We start from the raw sequence: 14,209 nt of genomic DNA on the forward strand, positions 1-14,209 counted from the left end.
ATGGCTTATTATTGGGTTCGGTGTTAGTTTTTAATGATAATAATACGCAGTCATAACACTGCGATGACTTTCAGCCAACTTAGCTCAATTAGAAAGAGAGACACTATGCCGATATGTAATCGAGAGTGGGTTAATCAAGCCATCAGCAAGATTGAAGCCGATTTTCAACGAAGTGCTGATACGCATTTAATCAAGATAACCCTGCCGAGCGTGCCAGATGTCGATGTGTATTTAAAAGATGAAAGCACGCACCCAACCGGTTCTTTGAAACATCGTCTCGCACGTTCACTTTTTTTGTTTGCCCTTTGTAATGGCTGCGTTGGGCCAAAAACGACAATTATAGAATCCTCTTCAGGCAGCACTGCGGTTTCTGAGGCGTATTTTGCTCGCCTGTTGGGCTTGCCATTTATTGCGGTGGTACCAAAAACGACCGCGGCGAAGAAAATTGAACAGATTGAATTTTATGGCGGTCAAGCCCATCTAGTTGAACGTACCGATCAGATTTACAGTGAATCTCGCCGCTTGGCAAAAGAGTTGAATGGTCATTACATGGATCAATTCACCTACGCAGAACGGGCGACGGACTGGAGAGGCAATAACAACATAGCCAACAGTATTTTTGACCAGATGAAATTTGAGCGTTACCCGTTGCCAAGTTGGGTTGTGATGAGTGCAGGGACAGGTGGTACTTCTGCGACCATTGGTCGATTTATTCGTTACCAGAAGTTTGCAACGAAACTTCACGTGGTCGACCCAGAGCATTCAGTATTTCATGAATACTTTCGAAACGGCGACGCAAGCCTAACTGGGGAGCGCGGCAGCCGCATTGAGGGCATTGGTCGCCCTAGAGTGGAGCCAAGCTTTATTGCCGGAGTAGTGGATACGATGTCTACGGTGCCAGACACTGCAAGCCTTGCAACCATGAAGTGGTTAGAGGGTATTCTTGGGCGTAAAGTTGGGCCATCAACAGGAACCAATATGTACGGTGTATTGCAACTCGCCAGTGAACTGCAACAACAAGGTGGTGGTTCCATTGTTACCTTGCTGTGTGATAGCGGAGAACGCTACTTAGATACCTATCAGAACCCAATATGGGTGAAACAAAATATCGGTGACACCTGTGAGTTTGAGCAGCAATTACGTTGTTTTGACCAAACGGGTACGTTGAGTTAATCAGAACGATTTGGTGCGAATAGAAAACAAAAAGAGCGAAACAACATCATGTTGTTTCGCTCTTTTTTGTACGCTGCTAAGAATTCGTAATTAAACGAAATCTTTACGCATTGGCGTGAAGTTATCAAGCAGGATACCCGCTTCGATGCACGTTGCACCGTGCATGATGTTTGGCTCTTTGTACATAGTGTCGCCTGCTTTCACTACTTTTGTTTCGTCACCGATGGTGAATTCAAAAGCACCAGAAAGAACATAAGTTAGTTGTTCATGTGGGTGAGAGTGCATTGCAGCAACGGCACCTTTTTCAAAGTGTACTTCTACTGTCATGATGTTGTCGCTGTACGCTAGTACTTTACGTGAGATGCCACCGTCAAGGACTTCAAGTTCTACAGAATCATTGTATACAAACATGTCTTTACCTTTAAATATAAGATGCACGAGATGGTGACGTTTTAATCAACATGACCATATAGAGTGATGTCTTAGTAAGGACTACCGAGTAATCCAAAATACGCCGACACGCACTCAAAAATTGAGTTAACTACAATATTTGTAGTTTTGTATTACTAATATAAATTATCGAGTGAGAGTCGTCAACCGCGTTGGTGTGACCCATGAAACGATTTTCAACAAGGAGGTTGGAATTTTGCGAAATAAGCGTCTCAATCGAAGGTTATTGATTCATGCTAGAGAGGCGAATCAGAGTTGCTTTTGATTGCAGATCTCAAAAATAATAATGTATTACTTTAATATATAATTACATATCACACTAATGAAGTTCGCTTACCTGCCTCAAGTCAATGTTCTATTGCTTTAATGTATACTTTCCCACACGTTTATCAGGTGCTGAAATCATAGAGTACCTATTATTTTGTGGTATTTGTATGAATTTATCAGTTGTAAAACGCACGCTTTTGAGTTTATTTGTTCTCTTATCGTTTGTCATTATTTCGTCGGTCATTGGCTTGGCCAACATCAATAAGTTGAATTTTCAACTGGACACGACGGTCACGAATTTGGCTCCGATGGCAAAAAAGACCAATCAGTTATCAGGAGTGTTATTGAACGTCGCGCGTTTGGTGAGCTTACATGGGATCACCAAAGAGCAAGAGCTGCGGGCTCAATTGGTCGATCAAACAACTGTGCTCATGGACACATATAGCAGTACGGCACAATCTCTAGTTAAAGACTCCGTTAGCCAACCTAAATTCCAGGCATTGCTTTCGGGCGTTGTAATTCACTCCGAGTCCCTGTTTGATGTAAGTCGAGCACAATTCTTGGTGCGTGAGCAGTGGGTTTCCTCAAATGTTCAACAAAACAAACTTGCCGATGATTTCATGAACGAGTGGGAGTTCTTTCCCGACGACGCACAATATCTAATTGATAGTGTTAACAGTAGTGACCAATGGCTAGCCGAAGGGCTAAAGAAAGACGGAATTTTGCTGGGAAGGGCGCTTGAGCAAGCGTTCTTTGCAACAACCGAAGAAGACCAGGCTCAGTATTTACAAGCCATGGCATCACATCATGAATCCATGCTAACCAAGAGAAAGCAGTTCCCTCAAAATGCTCAAGATGCGATTTCGTCTCTTGATGGCTATTTCCAAATGATAGAAGACGCGTTCTCAGAAGAAGGCTTGTTCGCAACGCTATCGAATACGGCAATGTTAGCAACCAAACAAAATCAACAGTTAGTACAAATTGGCGATCTAATCGACGTTATGTTGCCCGAGCTTGAATTATCTAGCCAGCACGTTGATGCTGAACTGCTTAGCGCTCACCAATTAGCAGACGAAAACAGCCACAATGCCACCATTCAAATGATGCTTGTGATTTTGGTTTCTGTTGTGATCTCATCGGGCATTATATGGAGCTTGATCAGCAGTATTAAAGGGTCGCTGAAAAGAACACTCGCGCAAATGGACCGTTTAGTGTCTGGAGATTTCACGCATAAGGCGGTGATTGCCTCGAAAGATGAATTTGGCCAAATTGGAACTCAACTGAACACATTAACAGATCAATTAAATGGCATTCTGGTGGAAGTGGTCGGGAATGCTCAGAAGTTAGCCGGTGGGGCTGACAAAGGTTTGTTAAGTAGTGAAGAAACTCGATCTCTCATTCGTGACCAGAAATCACAGATAGAAGAGGCGGCAAACGCCATAGAAGAAATGAATGAAGGCATTCGTGAAGTGTCTGAACTTGCGGATAACGCAAAAAATGAAATTGCCAACGCGTCAGAGCTTGCGAGTCAGAGCCAAGAGGATGTAAGAAGCACTCATAAGCTTACGTTATCCCTACGAGATTCAATGGATACAGCGGTTAATAAAACACGCCAATTGAAAGAGCAATCTAATGACATTAGCCAGATCCTGGATGTGATACAAAGCATCGCGGAGCAAACAAACTTGTTGGCTTTAAATGCTGCTATTGAAGCCGCTCGTGCAGGTGAACAAGGACGAGGGTTTGCCGTTGTAGCTGATGAGGTCCGAGTATTAGCCAGTAGAACTCAAGCTTCGACCGTAGAAATCCTCAATGTGATCCAGTCGTTACAAAGTGCGTCTGAGGAAGCGGTGTCCATTATGGCCGAAGGTGAGGGCATGGTTAGTCAGTGCTTTAGCCAAACTGAAAAAAATGAGCAGCAATTAAAGAAAATAGCGTTAGTGATGGGCCAAATCCAAGATGGTAGTCAGCGGATCGCAACAACGGCCCAAGACAAGCTATTGGTAGCAAGCCAAGTGAATGACAACATGCATAGAATTGTTGAACTAGGTGAAGCGACCGAGCAAGAAGCGATGAATAATGCGGAAGTCAGTAAAGCGTTAAAAGTGCAGTCTGAAGATCAAACCACCCAAGTGGCATTGTTTAAACTAAGCCGCTAGCGCCTTAGCTCTTACTGACGTTAGGGCTTTCTAAGGCCATTAAATAACGGATAAATTGGGGTTTATCCGTTATTTCCGCTTTAGGCCCATTACTTTTTAAGCAGGCACTACAGTTTTCTACAAGAGCTTCGCTCGACCAAGGTACATGGAATGGTGATTTTTTTAACCTCTTTGGTCTCTTCATTAATGTTTTCTAGCAGTAACTTCGCCGACTCGATACCCACTTTGTAGGGATCTTGCTTGATCACACTGATCGGCACTTTAAAATGCTCAACCATCGGAATCTCGTCAAAACCAAGCAGAGACACATCTTGTGGCATCTGAATACCCAGCTGTTCAAATTCTTTAATGACTTCAATGGTGATCGCCAAGTGTTGAGAGAACAAGGCGGTAGGAGCATTGTCGCCTCTGACGATGTCGTTAAGCGGAGTATGAAAGCCATGCTCTCGATCCCAAAGGTGCACAAGCTCTGGATCTTTCTCGAGGCCATATCGGCTTAGCGCAGAGCAATAGCCTTGGTATCGTTCGTCACGGGAGCGAATTCCCTCAAATTTTTGAGTAAGAAAACCGATTCGCTGATGACCCAGTTTAATGAGGTATTCCGTCGCTTTAAATGCAGCTTTACGATAATCCGATAGCACAATGTTTGAATCGCACTCGTCATATTCTAATTGAAATTGCACCAGTGGAAAATGGCTATCAATGTACTCAGATACGATATTAAGGTTCTTGCCTGATGAAGCAATGATAATGCCGTCTACCCGCATCTGCTTTAATGACCTTAAGGCGCGAGCTTCGGTTTCTGCATCAAAATCTGTGTTGTAAATCAGTACGTTATATTTACTGGTTTTACAAAAGTCGTCAATACCACGCAGAACACGGCTGGTATAAAATCCCGTAATGTCACGAACAATCACGCCTATGGTGTTGGTTTTGTCGGTTTTTAAACTGCGCGCTATGGCATTAGGAACGTAGTTTAATTCGCTGATGGCGGACTCGATTCGCGCTCTCGTCCCCTCCGACATGTAATCAAATCGTCCGTTTAAAAACTGAGATACGGTACTTTTTGATACCCCTGCGTGCTCGGCAACATCGATTATTTTTATTTTTTTCATACCTGATTATATTTTTGTTAACTAAGTCCGTTTTTCATTATTGACATTCTACCCAGTGAGGGTAAATTAATCAACTAAACCGGTTTAGTAAACCGATTTAGTTGCATTGGATGAGATGATTTATCAGTAACTTATAACAATGCTAGGTCGGTTAATTCGCTAGATATAATTGTTGGAATGGAATTAAGATTATGAAAATTAAAGATATTAAAGTATTTGTTACTTGTCCGGGCCGTAATTTCGTCACGGTAAAAGTCATCACAGAAAGCGGAGAGTACGGTTTAGGCGATGCAACGGTTAATGGCCGTGAAATGGCGGTAGCAAGCTACTTATCTGAACATGTTGTTCCATGTTTGATTGGCCGAGATGCTCATAATATCGAAGACATTTGGCAATACCTGTATCGTGGCGTGTACTGGCGCCGCGGCCCAATTACCATGGCAGCGATCGCTGCGATTGATATGGCGTTATGGGACATCAAAGGCAAGGTTGCAGGTTTGCCTGTTTATCAATTGCTTGGTGGAAAAAGCCGAACGGGTGTTACGGTTTATGCTCACGCAAATGGTGAAACCATCGAAGACACGCTAGACAAAGTGGGCGAGTGTATCGAGCAAGGCTATAAAGTCGTGCGTTTGCAATGCGCGGTACCGGGCTTAAAAGAAACGTACGGTGTGCTAGGTGACAAAAAAGATTATTTTGAGCTGCAAGGCAACCGCCCATTACCGCCAGAACAAGAATGGTCGACCAGTAAATACTTTAAAATGGTTGTAGAGTTGTTCGAGCAAGCTCGTGAGCGTTTTGGATACGACATTCACTTCACGCACGACGTGCACAGCCGCTTGACGCCAATCGAATCAGCAAAACTAGGTAAGTTGCTAGAGAAGTATAACTTGTTCTTCCTTGAAGATGCGTCGATTGCAGAGAATCAAGATAACTACAAAATCATACGTCATCACACAACAACACCATTGGCTTTGGGTGAAACCTACAACACCATTTGGGACTGTAAAGAACTGTTAGAAAATCAACTGATTGATTACATCCGAGTTGCAGCAACTCACGCTGGTGGTATTACTGCTATGCGCAGAATTGCTGACTTTGCCAGTGTGTATAACGTGAAAACAGCGCCACACGGTGCTCCGGATCTATCGCCAATTTGTTTCGCGGCTCACATGCATCTGAACATCTCAACGCCGAACTTTGGCATTCAAGAGTACGTAGGGTTAGGCAACGAAGCGACATTGCGCTTGTTCAGCCATGATATGTATTTAGACAACGGTATGGTTTACGTGTCAGACAAGCCAGGGCTAGGCGTCGAATTTGACGAAGAAGCGGCGCAAGAGTACCCGTATAAGCGTTCGTATCTGCCAGTTAGTCGTCTTGAAGATGGGACACTTTGGCACTGGTAAACCGATTTAGAACCCAAACAATTTATCATAAAGAATTAAGGGATATGAATGAATAATAAGAAAACAGTGCTTGTGTATGGAACGGGGTTTGCCGGACAAGGTCACTCTCAGGCGTTTAGAGATGCTGGCGCAGAAGTCGTTGGTATTGTTGGGCGAACGGAAAGTGTGGTTAAGCAAGTGGCCAGTGATTTAGATATTGGTTACGCAGGTACCGACTGGGTACAAGCATTAGAAGTGTGCAAGCCAGATATTGTCGCGATTGCAACGCCGGGGGGCGCGCACGTAGAGGCGATTAAACAGGCTATCGAATTTGGCTGCCATATATTTTGCGATAAACCACTAACGGAAAGTGGTGAAACGGCGCAAGAAATCTACGACATGGCGAAAGCGCATAACGTAAAAACAGCGTTCGCCGCGAGTTTTCGTTATATGCCAGAAATTATGCACGCCAAGCGATTGGTGGAGCAAGGGCTGATAGGTTTACCGACAGAGGTGGAGTGTATCTCGCACTTCAATTTAGACAAATACATCCCATTTGGCTGGTCGCACAGCGCACAAGCCGGTGGTGGTCGCCTAAACAACAACTTTACCCATTTATTATCCATCGTGACATCGGTGGTCGGTGAAAATATTCTATCTATAAAAGGTGAAGTAAGAAATGACATGCCAACAGCGCCCGTTGTTGATGGTGTTCATAACTTTATGGAAAGAAGAAATTACATTCCAGAAGACATTAACGATCCTAACTTAGAGTGGAAAGAAACCGATGTGGAATGGTCTTATACCGTTCTAGCCCAAATTGAAAGTAAGTTGCGTGCACCTAACCCAGTGTCGGTATTGTTTAAGCATGGTGGGCTGACACCAAGGTTTAACGATGATCACATTGTGTTCCATGGCAGTGCGGGTTCAATTTACATCAAGGGCCACTATGGCACGGGCCCACTTTACCTTTGGGGAGCAAATAAACAGTGGCAAGAAATCCCACTACCACAGGATATTTCTGCTTCGCTGCCATCCATAGCGGATGATACGCAAAGAAGCTGGACTCATCTTGCTGTTCAATTGGTGAAAGACGTTCAAGGAGAAAGTGTAGAACCGTATCAGACCTTTAAACAAGGGTGCCAGTATCAGAAGATCATCGATGTCATCAGACAAAATGACAATTGGACAGACGTGAGTAAATTCTAATTCGAAAAAACAAACAGTGATCTAGACGACCAACTAGACGCTGCCTTTAAAGCCCTGACCTAATCAGGGCTTTTTATCATGTGAATTCCATTTGTTTCCTTATTGATAACACTGTTACACTATTGTGAACTTTATATATCATTGGAAAGAGTAGTTATGGCGTTCATCCGTTGGTTTTTGGGGAAAGTGATTTTGACGCTGAATTTCGTTTTTAGTCCTCAGGGTAAAAAACGTACAGTAGAGTTGCAGCAAGATGTTGACGAAAGGTCGAAATCAATGGCGCTGTATCAATTTGAAGCTTGTCCTTTTTGTGTAAAAGTACGACGTGCAATGAAGCGTCAATCGGTGACTTTTGATCTTCGAGATGCAAAAAATAATCCAGTACATCGAGATGACTTATTGACGAACGGCGGTGCGATCAAAGTGCCATGTCTACGTATTGAGAAAGAGAATGGCGAAGCTGTATGGATGTACGAGTCGTCTGATATTGTTGCTTACCTAGAAAAAGAATTCGCTTAAGGGCGACATGCCGACAAGTGAGTCACATTGCGTGTGGAATATGACTATCGCGATCTTATGAAGGGTTGCGGTTTTTTTTGTTCGTAATACACGGGATAAGCTGTCTTGATAGTGAGATTATGACGGCTGTTTTACAAAATATGTGTGCTGCCATTGTGTGTGAGCTAAGGTTAAACAAGGATCAAGTCGTGGAGTGTGTTAATGCTTAGAACAATCATAGTGGGTTCTCTTTTCCTGTTTACCTTTTCAAGTTTTGGCTACGAAAAATCTATTACCCTGACCGCTGGTAACTACCCTCCTTATCAATCGCCTAATTTGAAACACTATGGCGTTGTGTCTCGAATTGTCACAGAGGCGTTTGCGTTAGAAGGGGTAGAAGTCACCTATAAATTTTTGCCATGGAAAAGGGCGTATAAATATATTCTGTCAGGTAAGTTGGATGGAGTGGGTTATGCAACAAAAAAATCCTCTCGCCTTGAGCATTTTTATTTTTCCGATCCGGTTTTCGAGAAAAAGCGAGTATTTTTTCATTTGAAAAGCACGCAATTTGATTGGAATAGCATGGAAGACCTGCAAGGGTTGAAAATCGGTGCTTTGCTTGGGTACTCGTACAGCGACGAATTCGATGAGGCAGATGCCAGTGGATTAATCGCTACTCAGCGAGTTAACACTCATCAACAGAACATGACCAAACTAGCTCATGGAAATCGCATTGATATTGCACTCTCGACCATCGACCAAGGTTACTATGCGTTGCAACAAGTTCACCCGGAAGATATCGAGTTGGTGACTTACCACCCTAAAATGCTACAAAACGCGGATATGCACTTGATGTTGTCTAAGAAAGTGGAAAAAAATAAAGAGTTAGTTGAAGTATTTAACCGTGGTCTTAAAAAGCTCAAACAAAGTGGTAAATACGACCAGTATTTTATGGAGTCTCAACGAGGGGACTATATTAAGCCTTAAAGCCGCGCTGATGGCTTGAGCTGGTGACGGTTGATTTGAAGAAAGTGCCAACATAGCGGTCGTGTTGGTTACATAAGTCGTAATAATAGGTATGCTAGATTGGTTGCCATAATTATTACAAGGACTTGAAATGAATCTAGATAAAGCGAAGAAACGTATAGCCAAGCAAGTTAAGAAAGGATTTAAGGGCTACCCTCAAATTTCGCTGTCTTACTTCGGCGAAAATGTGGATGTCGCGACGGAAGTCGTTGTTCAGTTTACGTTAGAAGAGGGCGCGGAACCTCAAGAAGAGCGATTCGCAACGAAAACGGATGCGCGTGAAGACGAAGTGATTCAATCTGCGCTGGTGAAAATTATCGAACGCGCAAATGCTAGCACTGTCATTGAGATTGAAGGTGTGTCGATAAAATCTTAATGTGATTCGGTTCTGCTTCGCTGCTTGTTGAATAATCACGTGTGGCGGACTTCGTATCCCCATTTCTATGAGTATGACATCCGCGATGACGCAATCTCTATCGGCCTTTGAGGCAAGAAAACTGGTGTTGCACGCGCAAAGGCTGCCTCCTAAGCAACAAAAAGGCAGCGCGATAATGGCGACGTTATCGGCGATTGAGCATCTAGGTTATATACAAATCGACACTATTTCGGTGGTTCAACGAGCCCATCATCATACGTTGTGGAACCGAAACCCTCGTTATCAAGCCAAGCACTTAGATACTCTATTAGAAGACAAAGCCATTTTCGAATATTGGTCTCATGCAGCGGCTTACTTACCGATGCGAGATTATCGCTTTAGCCTGCTAAGAAAACACGCTGTTACCCAAGGGCATCAAAATCATTGGTATGAGCGTAATCATGGGATGATGGACGCGATTCTAAAAAGAATAGAAACCGAAGGTCCGTTGATGGCCAAGGACTTTGAGGGTGAGAGCCAACAGAGTGCAGGTTGGGGCAGTAAACCTGCCAAACGGGCGTTGGAGAACTTGTATATGCAAGGGGATCTGATGATCCCAAAACGCGTTAATTTCCATAAAGTGTACGACCTAACAGAGCGAGTGATTCCAGATGGAATCGACACAAGCATGCCAACCGATGACGAATACGCTCGGCATTTAATCACCCGGTATCTTACGGCGAATGGGTTGGGCTTAGTCGCTGAAATGGTGTACTTGTTAAAAAATACCAAACCTATGGTGTTGTTGACGATCCAGCAAATGATCGCTGATGGTGATGTCATCGAAATCAAGGTAGCGGGTGTTTCGTATTATGCGTTACCAGGCGTGCTAGCCTTGCTGTCCAAACCGTTAGCAAAAAGTAGACTTAAAATACTCTCCCCTTTTGATAACCTGTTGATTCAGCGTAAGCGCATGCAAGCCTTGTTTAACTTCGACTACCTTATTGAATGCTATGTGCCTGAAGCGAAAAGGCGATTCGGTTATTTCTGTTTGCCCATCATGTGGGATGGAACGTTAGTGGCACGTATGGATTGTAAAGCAGAGAAAAAGACCGGTACTTTACAGATATTTAATCTTGTCGTAGAAGATCACATAACCCAATTGGATGAGTTTGTTGCCGCCTTAAAACTCGAATTGACCCAGTTTATGACGTTTAATGGTTGTACCCAATGGCATGTTCATAAAACAACGCCAAGTCATATTGATTTATCCGACGATAGTTAACACATAAAGATAGTATGTACTTACTATCTATATAGAAACAGTAAGGAAAGAGTATGCAAGCAGAAGTAAAGTGGGTTGATGGTTTTCAATTTATTGGTGAATCACAATCAGGCCATGCCGTAGTGATGGATGGCAGCGGTGGAAAAACGGGTCCAAGCCCAATGGAAATGGTACTGATGGCCGCTGGTGGGTGTAGCTCAGTGGATGTGGTTGATGGCCTAAAAAGTGCGGAACAAACTGTTACTGGCTGTGTGGCGAAAATGACAACAGAAAGACGAGATACCGCGCCTCGGATTTTTACAGCGATTAACGTTCACTTTGACGTATCTGGTGAGGACTTAGACCCGAGCATTGTTGCGAAAGTAACTGAAGACTCATTGAAGAAATACTGCTCTGTGTGTTTGATGTTGGCCGAAGGGGTAACGATGACGCATTCTTGGAGCATCGTTTAGCCATTGCTAAGGATGTTTAAGTAACTCCACCTCTGCGGCTTAATATGCCCTATTGAAGTTTGCCAAGAACCACGTAGCATCAGTCGAAGATGTGGGTTTCTTGGCAATACTGTTTCGCAAATTCGATAAACGCTTTCAATTTAGCCGATGGGTAAACACGTTGTGGGTAAACCATATACAGTGAGTTAAAGCTGTTACTGGTTTCGTTCGGCAATATGGGGTGTAGGGCGCCAGCTTGAATGTCACTTTCTACATAGTATCGAGCAATTCTGATGATTCCCTCTCCAGTCAGAGCCAGTTGCCTCAACGCTCGGTTATCGTTGGTCGTTAGCCATCCTTCCACATAGCGCTCTCCACTTCTTAATTCCCATAATCGTTGATGCAAGGTCGTTAAACACTCATGGTGTATCAGCTCGTCGATACTGGTGGGAGTTCCTTTGGCCTCTAGGTAGTTTGGCGCCGCGACCAAACAGTGTTGGTAATCCGCTAAATGAATCGCAACCATGTTTTGTGGGGGATTGCGAGATGCACGAAAGGCCACATCAATATCAGACTCCGCGAGATTAAACGCCTGATAGCTCGAATTAATTTCAAAGCTGATCTCAGGGTGCAAGCAGCGAAACTGTTTACACATATCAAGCAAGACGGTTTCAGCGAACATTTTCGGAGCCGTGAGTTTCAACACACCGCTCACGATTGTATTTTGAGAGTGTAAGTTACGCTCTAGGTGATGCACTTGATTGCGGATTTCTAGTGCTTGCTGACGGACGTTTTCTCCCTCGGTTGTCAGACGAACGCTGCGTGTTGTTCTGATCAGTAACGGAGTGCGTAAATCGTTTTCAAGCCGCTTGATTTGTTCTGATAAGTGGCTACGTGAAATACCTAACTCAGAGGCGGCTTTTGAGAAACTAAGTTGTTGTGCTACTTCTAAAAATAACATCAGTTGCTCGACTCGCTTAGTTTTCATGTTGATTCCTATTGTTCGCTATATCGAATAATGATTTCATAATTAACGTCTTATCATTTTTTAAGTGAACAATAAACTATGACTAACAAATAAGAAAGCTTACGCACGAATTAGGAGTCAGCCCATGTCTTTGCACGTTAAAGAGAGTTCATCAAATCAGAGTCCGCAGGAAGCCTTGCCGTTGAGCCAATATTTGCCGAAAGTTAGCCAGTTGGCTTACGGCTGCATGGGCCTAGGTGGTGGGTGGAATGATGCGCCAGTTACTATGGAAGACATAAAACAAACACAAAGCGTGATTGATACTGTGTTAGAGGCGGGCATTAGCTTATTCGATCATGCAGATATTTACACATTTGGTAAAGCGGAGGCCGCGTTTGGTCGCGTGCTAAAAGACAAACCAAGCTTAAGAGGTGAGTTTTACTTGCAATCCAAATGCGGTATTCGCTTACCCGATGAATCGGGCGGGAAACGTTACGATTTTTCAGCGCAGTGGATTGAACAGTCGTTGAATAACATCTTGGATCGCTTGTCTTGTGACTATCTTGATGTGTTTATGCTGCATCGTCCTGACCCGTTAATGGAGCTTGATGAAGTAGCCGAAACGCTTGCTCGCATTCATCAAAGCGGCAAGGCGAAGTTCTTCGGTGTGTCGAATATGAGCCATCATCAAATTCAGTATCTTCAATCGGCACTGGATATGCCTATTGTTGTGAACCAGTTGGAAATGAGCTTACTGAAAAATGAGTTTGTTACTCAGTCTATTTCGGTTTCTGGAACGTCAAACAGTGCCAGTCATTTCCCTCAGGGTACGCTGGAGTATTGTGGTGAGAATGGCATACAGCTTCAATCATGGGGCTCACTAGCCCAGGGTCAATTTAGTCGCCATACCTCATTAAATTCTGAAAATTCAATCATCAGGGAAACGACGCGTTTTGTTTTTCAGCTTGCAGAACGATACCGCACAAGCCCTGAAAGCATCGTGCTAGCGTTTTTGACTCGCCACCCATCAAAAATCCAGCCGGTTATTGGCACTACGAATTTAGATCGTATCCGTGCTTGCGGTGACGTGTCGAATGTTCAATTGAGTCGAGAGGATTGGTATGGGTTATTACAGCGCAGTTTGGGTAATGAAGTGCCTTAATGAGGGTAAATTCGAGCCGAATGAAACTCATCGGATAGATAACTAGAAAGGAAAAATGCATGAAGCAGGCAATGACTCAGCAACTGATAGAGCAAGCAATAAACATGGCGGAATCGAAACAACAGAATATTGCGGTGTCGGTATGCGACACTCATGGTGAGTTGTTAGGGTACTTACGGATGGATGGTGTGAGTGTGCAAGCCGGTATGTTGGCACAAAACAAAGCTTACACATCGGCGCGAGACAGGCAACCAAGTGGAAATCTGGGAGCTTGGGCGAAGTCATCTGGCACACCATTAGCAAGTTGGGCCGACAATCGAATTACAGGATTTATGGGAGGTGTACCCATAGAGCATGATGGTGAGGTGATCGGCGCGATCGGCATCAGTGGATTAGCCCAAGAAGACGATGAAGCGATAGCGCTTTTAGCTATTTCAAACGTCCTAGGGTAATTCTGAGGTTGTAGGTAGGGGGGAGTGGCGTATCCCCCTATTTATGTATGGGCAAAGTGAGCTGATCAGCTAAGTGGTGTTTGATCAAATCATGGTTTTTTAACAGAAAATTACGGACAATATTGATTGCATATCATGTGTTGGTCTGTACGCACAATGTGGTATTTCTTCGGTTTACTGCACAATGTGGCGCTTATATGTATAATTAACAGAAAATATAATAACTAAAGTATCGGCTTTAAAAATGAATCAAAGCACCTATTGGGTTTAGT

14 protein-coding genes are annotated in these 14,209 nt (G+C 43.7%); 11 read left to right on the forward strand and 3 right to left on the reverse strand.

Features of this window, described 5'->3' with window-relative positions:
• Positions 1-105: 105 nt before the first annotated feature.
• Positions 106-1,173: a PLP-dependent cysteine synthase family protein gene (locus tag QWZ04_RS11695; protein WP_435433608.1), complete on the forward strand. Its 1,068-nt coding sequence runs from the start codon at positions 106-108 to the stop codon at positions 1,171-1,173.
• Positions 1,174-1,263: 90 nt separating this feature from the next.
• On the opposite strand, the gene QWZ04_RS11700 is transcribed toward QWZ04_RS11695, so the two are convergent.
• Positions 1,264-1,584: a cupin domain-containing protein gene (locus QWZ04_RS11700; protein WP_290328165.1), complete on the reverse strand. Its 321-nt coding sequence runs from the start codon at positions 1,582-1,584 to the stop codon at positions 1,264-1,266.
• A gap of 473 nt (positions 1,585-2,057) precedes the next feature.
• On the opposite strand from QWZ04_RS11700, the gene QWZ04_RS11705 reads away from it, so the two are divergent.
• On the forward strand, positions 2,058-4,049 hold the full coding sequence (locus QWZ04_RS11705) for a methyl-accepting chemotaxis protein (protein ID WP_290328167.1): 1,992 nt from the start codon (positions 2,058-2,060) through the stop codon (positions 4,047-4,049).
• Positions 4,050-4,156: 107 nt separating this feature from the next.
• Here the strand turns inward: QWZ04_RS11705 and QWZ04_RS11710 are convergent, their stop codons facing one another.
• Positions 4,157-5,164 carry a LacI family DNA-binding transcriptional regulator gene (locus tag QWZ04_RS11710; RefSeq protein WP_290328169.1) on the reverse strand — a complete coding sequence of 336 codons (1,008 nt, stop codon included), beginning with the start codon at positions 5,162-5,164 and terminating at the stop codon, positions 4,157-4,159.
• Positions 5,165-5,355: 191 nt separating this feature from the next.
• Here QWZ04_RS11710 and manD point away from each other — a divergent pair, with 191 nt between their 5' ends.
• The 7 genes from manD (at position 5,356) to QWZ04_RS11745 (ending at position 11,377) form a co-directional block, all read left to right on the forward strand.
• Positions 5,356-6,573, forward strand: coding sequence for a D-mannonate dehydratase ManD (gene manD, locus QWZ04_RS11715; protein ID WP_290328171.1), 1,218 nt, complete (start codon positions 5,356-5,358; stop codon positions 6,571-6,573).
• A gap of 48 nt (positions 6,574-6,621) precedes the next feature.
• Entirely contained in the window at positions 6,622-7,761 is a 1,140-nt protein-coding gene (locus QWZ04_RS11720) for a Gfo/Idh/MocA family protein (protein ID WP_290328173.1), read from the forward strand.
• 156 nt (positions 7,762-7,917) lie between these two features.
• Positions 7,918-8,280 (forward strand): glutaredoxin family protein, encoded by a 363-nt coding sequence (locus QWZ04_RS11725; protein WP_290328174.1) that lies wholly within the window; start codon positions 7,918-7,920, stop codon positions 8,278-8,280.
• A 201-nt stretch (positions 8,281-8,481) separates the two neighbouring features.
• Positions 8,482-9,246 carry a substrate-binding periplasmic protein gene (locus QWZ04_RS11730; RefSeq protein ID WP_290328176.1) on the forward strand — a complete coding sequence of 255 codons (765 nt, stop codon included), beginning with the start codon at positions 8,482-8,484 and terminating at the stop codon, positions 9,244-9,246.
• Between the two features lie 130 nt (positions 9,247-9,376).
• Positions 9,377-9,661 carry a hypothetical protein gene (locus tag QWZ04_RS11735; RefSeq protein WP_290328179.1) on the forward strand — a complete coding sequence of 95 codons (285 nt, stop codon included), beginning with the start codon at positions 9,377-9,379 and terminating at the stop codon, positions 9,659-9,661.
• An 85-nt stretch (positions 9,662-9,746) separates the two neighbouring features.
• On the forward strand, positions 9,747-10,925 hold the full coding sequence (locus QWZ04_RS11740) for a winged helix-turn-helix domain-containing protein (RefSeq protein ID WP_290328181.1): 1,179 nt from the start codon (positions 9,747-9,749) through the stop codon (positions 10,923-10,925).
• 53 nt (positions 10,926-10,978) lie between these two features.
• Positions 10,979-11,377: an OsmC family protein gene (locus QWZ04_RS11745; protein ID WP_290328183.1), complete on the forward strand. Its 399-nt coding sequence runs from the start codon at positions 10,979-10,981 to the stop codon at positions 11,375-11,377.
• 79 nt (positions 11,378-11,456) lie between these two features.
• Here QWZ04_RS11745 and QWZ04_RS11750 read toward each other — a convergent pair whose 3' ends face one another.
• Positions 11,457-12,344 (reverse strand): LysR family transcriptional regulator, encoded by an 888-nt coding sequence (locus QWZ04_RS11750; RefSeq protein ID WP_290328186.1) that lies wholly within the window; start codon positions 12,342-12,344, stop codon positions 11,457-11,459.
• Positions 12,345-12,468: 124 nt separating this feature from the next.
• Between QWZ04_RS11750 and QWZ04_RS11755 the strand changes: the two genes are divergently transcribed.
• Positions 12,469-13,485, forward strand: a complete 1,017-nt coding sequence (locus QWZ04_RS11755; protein WP_290328188.1) for an aldo/keto reductase — start codon at positions 12,469-12,471, stop codon at positions 13,483-13,485.
• Between the two features lie 59 nt (positions 13,486-13,544).
• The gene (locus QWZ04_RS11760; protein WP_290328190.1) at positions 13,545-13,937 is read left to right on the forward strand and encodes a GlcG/HbpS family heme-binding protein; all 393 of its coding nucleotides are present in this window, start codon (positions 13,545-13,547) and stop codon (positions 13,935-13,937) included.
• The last annotated feature ends 272 nt before the right edge of the window (positions 13,938-14,209 follow it).

The sequence above is a fragment of the Vibrio tapetis subsp. quintayensis genome (assembly GCF_030409945.1).
Classification (GTDB): Bacteria; Pseudomonadota; Gammaproteobacteria; order Enterobacterales; family Vibrionaceae; genus Vibrio; species Vibrio quintayensis.

What these genes read in the sequence shown, in the direction of transcription:
- QWZ04_RS11695 (WP_435433608.1), top strand. Translation starts at nt 106, where the DNA reads ATGCCGATATGTAATCGAGAGTGGGTTAATCAAGCCATCAGCAAGATT.
- QWZ04_RS11700 (WP_290328165.1), bottom strand. Translation starts at nt 1,584, where the DNA reads ATGTTTGTATACAATGATTCTGTAGAACTTGAAGTCCTTGACGGTGGC.
- QWZ04_RS11705 (WP_290328167.1), top strand. Translation starts at nt 2,058, where the DNA reads ATGAATTTATCAGTTGTAAAACGCACGCTTTTGAGTTTATTTGTTCTC.
- QWZ04_RS11710 (WP_290328169.1), bottom strand. Translation starts at nt 5,164, where the DNA reads ATGAAAAAAATAAAAATAATCGATGTTGCCGAGCACGCAGGGGTATCA.
- manD (WP_290328171.1), top strand. Translation starts at nt 5,356, where the DNA reads ATGAAAATTAAAGATATTAAAGTATTTGTTACTTGTCCGGGCCGTAAT.
- QWZ04_RS11720 (WP_290328173.1), top strand. Translation starts at nt 6,622, where the DNA reads ATGAATAATAAGAAAACAGTGCTTGTGTATGGAACGGGGTTTGCCGGA.
- QWZ04_RS11725 (WP_290328174.1), top strand. Translation starts at nt 7,918, where the DNA reads ATGGCGTTCATCCGTTGGTTTTTGGGGAAAGTGATTTTGACGCTGAAT.
- QWZ04_RS11730 (WP_290328176.1), top strand. Translation starts at nt 8,482, where the DNA reads ATGCTTAGAACAATCATAGTGGGTTCTCTTTTCCTGTTTACCTTTTCA.
- QWZ04_RS11735 (WP_290328179.1), top strand. Translation starts at nt 9,377, where the DNA reads ATGAATCTAGATAAAGCGAAGAAACGTATAGCCAAGCAAGTTAAGAAA.
- QWZ04_RS11740 (WP_290328181.1), top strand. Translation starts at nt 9,747, where the DNA reads ATGACGCAATCTCTATCGGCCTTTGAGGCAAGAAAACTGGTGTTGCAC.
- QWZ04_RS11745 (WP_290328183.1), top strand. Translation starts at nt 10,979, where the DNA reads ATGCAAGCAGAAGTAAAGTGGGTTGATGGTTTTCAATTTATTGGTGAA.
- QWZ04_RS11750 (WP_290328186.1), bottom strand. Translation starts at nt 12,344, where the DNA reads ATGAAAACTAAGCGAGTCGAGCAACTGATGTTATTTTTAGAAGTAGCA.
- QWZ04_RS11755 (WP_290328188.1), top strand. Translation starts at nt 12,469, where the DNA reads ATGTCTTTGCACGTTAAAGAGAGTTCATCAAATCAGAGTCCGCAGGAA.
- QWZ04_RS11760 (WP_290328190.1), top strand. Translation starts at nt 13,545, where the DNA reads ATGAAGCAGGCAATGACTCAGCAACTGATAGAGCAAGCAATAAACATG.